The sequence below is a fragment of the Flammeovirga aprica JL-4 genome, assembly GCF_012844305.1.
GTDB lineage: Bacteria > Bacteroidota > Bacteroidia > Cytophagales > Flammeovirgaceae > Flammeovirga > Flammeovirga aprica.
This window is the reverse complement of sequence record NZ_JABANE010000235.1, coordinates 1-3,331: the sequence shown is the minus strand read 5'-3', so window position 1 is coordinate 3,331 and position 3,331 is coordinate 1. Positions and strand designations below refer to the sequence as shown.

The following is a 3,331-nucleotide window of genomic DNA, read 5'->3' as shown; positions in this document are numbered from 1 at the left end:
GAATTAGCGATAGCTAAAGGAGTGGTATTAGCGTTAGCCATTCTTGAATTGGGTGATAAGGAATTAGAAGATATAGATACCAAATCATGTAAGATAAGTAGGCGTCTGAATTGGCGTATTATGGAACTGGATACGGAAAAGAAGCGTGATGATATTATAGATGATATATGTAGTGATGAAGAATTGAAGAAGGTGATGGAGGGGGATACTTCTTTGGTGAGCGAGTGGGATATATTATATTCAAACGGAAGTCAAGTAGTAAGGAAAGATTGGTCATCATTGCAAATATTTGACTGGCTTGAGTACAAAGTACAAATTCATCTTGCTTTAATGTCAGATGAAACACTTGGTAGTTTTATTGATGATTTGGAATATAATGGCACTTATCTAAATCCCTGGAATAAAAAAATTACCGCACTTAATGGCTTTAATTATAATTTAACTAAAGCTTTTATTGCTTACAAAAATGACGTTGAAGTAAATATGGAATATGTCAGAGATTTAATTTCACATAATTACAAAGGCGGTGATCAAGTGGTATACGCCTGGGCAGATCATTGGTATAAAAGAGCTCTGAAATTAGCTAATATGAACAATGGAACAAAGTTTGAAAAAAATATAACAAAAGCATTAACGGATAAAAATTCAGTAGTGTATCAACGTTTGTTAGAAACGGTACCTGACTTGGAGGATAGGCAGATACTTTCCCAGGTATATTTTTGTATTAATAATAGTACTGTTTGTGCTGATTCGGGGCAGTACTTTATTGCAGATTTGGCGTTAGTAAAAGAAGGATTTAATGATGAAGATGAGAAAGTATGGGATGTTATTATAGCTGATATCAAGTATAAAGAATCTACTGATTTTACTAAGAATCAGATAGAATCTACAAATAAGTCAATTGTCTTATTTGTAAAATCACCAAAAGATGAGGATATTAATTCACAAGCAATTAAATTCAATAATGATTTACCCGTGAATAAAATATTTGAAATTGATAAAGATATTCCATGCCACTCTTATATTTTGAAAATTTTTGGTGATGGTAATGGGATCGAGTCAACAAACTTTAAAAATATGTATTTCAAAAAATTATGATGAATATAGAAATAATAAAGAACTCAATTTTTGAAAACTTCCTATTAAAGAATGGATTTAACAAATCAGATATTAAAATCTGGTATAGGCAAGGAAATAATTTTATTAGGGAGAATAAGTATAAACGTGATATTATTACGATTGATAGTTATGATGAGAATTCAGATGGGAAATATAAAATAAGTATTAATTATGGTATAAAATTTCGTGAGGTTGAAGATTTGCTAACAATACTAATTCAAAATAATAAAAGGTGTGATACTGAATTAACAATTCATTCTAATAAAAAAGATGGTTTTATATCTACTAATAAATTTAGTTTATATACTGAAAATATAGATACAGTTTTATTAGATATAAATAAACAATTAGAAGCAAAAGCCTTTCCTTATTTTGAGGAGTATCAAACCTTACAAGATGTAAATGATAAGCTTTTTCCATTACAGTCTATTTCAGAAATGACAAATTTGCCAAGATATTCTAACGCTTTTTTAAGAGATTATACAACTGAAAAAGCAATGATTACTTTGAAAATCTGCCAAAACCCAAACTTTAACAAATACTTAAAATGGTATAAGGATATTGTAAAAAAGAAAGTTAAATCTCCGCGCGAAGAATGGAAAAAAGACTACAACGTTTTCCTAGAACTAGATCGTACTTTCCTCTCCAAGTAAATCACAAAGAAGATAAAATAGGCAGTGTTTGTAAAGCACTGGAGGATGTAAACTCAACGCTGTCCACAGTAACCCTCATTCAGAACACTTTTCTGAATGAGGGTTTATTTGGGCAAATTTCCTACATTATTTTATAGAATATCAAGTAATGAAATTATAGTTTAATACTTTGTACCTCTTCCAAACTCAAACCAGAATACTGTGCTACTTTATCAATACTAAGCCCATCGAGAAGCATTGATTTAGCTGTTTCAATTGCTTGTTCTTTTTTACCTTCTTCCTTTCCTTTTTCTAAACCTTCTTTTAGCCCTTCTTCTCTTCCAATTTCAATCCCCTCTCCCTTCGCCGTATCCAAAGAATTATGCAAATCTCTATAATACTTCAAAGAATCCTCATAACTCATTAACTCTTTACGTGACATTTTAGCCACTTCAGCCGTTTCAAAAAAAGCATCAAAGATTTTACCTTTTAGCTCTTTAGGTCGTTCATCCAATTTGGTTAAGTTTTTAATGACATAAAGCCACTTATCAAATTTTGTTTCTAATTCAGGTAACCCTTTATTGAAATTAGGCATGGCTAGGTATGTGAAAGTCAACTTGTCATAGAATACTTTTTGAGTTTCTATATCAGTCAATTTCACATCATATCGGTATTTATTTTGTCCTTTATCTTCATCAAAAACAAAATCTAAAATTGCAATTGTATATACAGACTTTAGTTCGAAGTTCCATTCCGCACCCTTTTTGGCTTGTTCTTGAATAGGAAAAGTAGAATAATACAAAGCTCTATCTTTAAAGAAATTCTGCTTTGTTTTTTGTAGTTCTACAATAAATTTCTCGCCTCTTTCATTTTCGCAATACAAGTCAAATATAGCCTTTCTATCAATTTCACCGCTTCCTAAATGCTCATTTTTTAAATAAGTCATAGACTTAATTTCCCCTTCTTGCTCACGAAGGAGTTCATTTAAAAAATCCATAAGAATAGCTTTACTTGGCTCTTGTCCAAATAAGCGTTTAAAACCAAAATCGGTAAAAGGATTGATGTATTTTTCTTGTAGCATCTTTGTAACTTTCTTTAAAGCAAATGTACAAATTAAATAGAAGTCAAAAAAGAGCTTCTGAAGAAAGGACAGAGTCCTGAACGAATCAAAGAATTAGCCCTAGCAAAAGGAGTGGTATTAGCGATTCTTGAATTGGGTGAAAAGGAATTAGAAGACATAGATACAAAGTCATGTAAGATAAGTAGACGTCTGAACTGGCGTATTATGGAACTTGATACTAAAAAGAAACAAGAGCAGGTTATTGATGATATATGTAGTGATGAAGAATTGAAGAAGGTGATGGAGGGTGATACTTCTTTGGTGAGTGGTTGGGAAATTGCTTATATCAATGAGGATGAATTGCGAAAAGACAAAGACTTTATTAGTATTTTATGGCAGGATTGTAAAGATGATGGTACACCATTGCCTGCTATAAATGAAGGGGATATTCGTCCAGCTGAAAAGTCAGATATTCGTCGTGAAATGAAAAATAATAGTGATATTTATGTTTTTTATAAGT

At 31.2% G+C, this 3,331-nt stretch carries 4 protein-coding genes; 3 read left to right on the top strand and 1 reads right to left on the bottom strand.

What is annotated here, in order from left to right:
- Both HHU12_RS33365 and HHU12_RS33360 read left to right on the top strand, forming a co-directional pair.
- On the top strand, positions 1-1,098 hold a 1,098-nt coding region (locus tag HHU12_RS33365; protein WP_169661054.1), incomplete at its 5' end, for a hypothetical protein.
- Positions 1,095-1,772 (top strand): hypothetical protein, encoded by a 678-nt coding sequence (locus HHU12_RS33360; RefSeq protein WP_169661053.1) that lies wholly within the window; start codon positions 1,095-1,097, stop codon positions 1,770-1,772. The genes HHU12_RS33365 and HHU12_RS33360, both read left to right, overlap by 4 nt.
- A gap of 154 nt (positions 1,773-1,926) precedes the next feature.
- Here the strand turns inward: HHU12_RS33360 and HHU12_RS33355 are convergent, their stop codons facing one another.
- A complete protein-coding gene (locus tag HHU12_RS33355) occupies positions 1,927-2,832 on the bottom strand; it encodes an Rpn family recombination-promoting nuclease/putative transposase (RefSeq protein ID WP_169661052.1) in 906 nt (301 codons plus the stop codon).
- A 111-nt stretch (positions 2,833-2,943) separates the two neighbouring features.
- On the opposite strand from HHU12_RS33355, the gene HHU12_RS33350 reads away from it, so the two are divergent.
- The coding region (locus tag HHU12_RS33350; protein ID WP_169661051.1) for a hypothetical protein at positions 2,944-3,331 on the top strand (388 nt) is incomplete at its 3' end.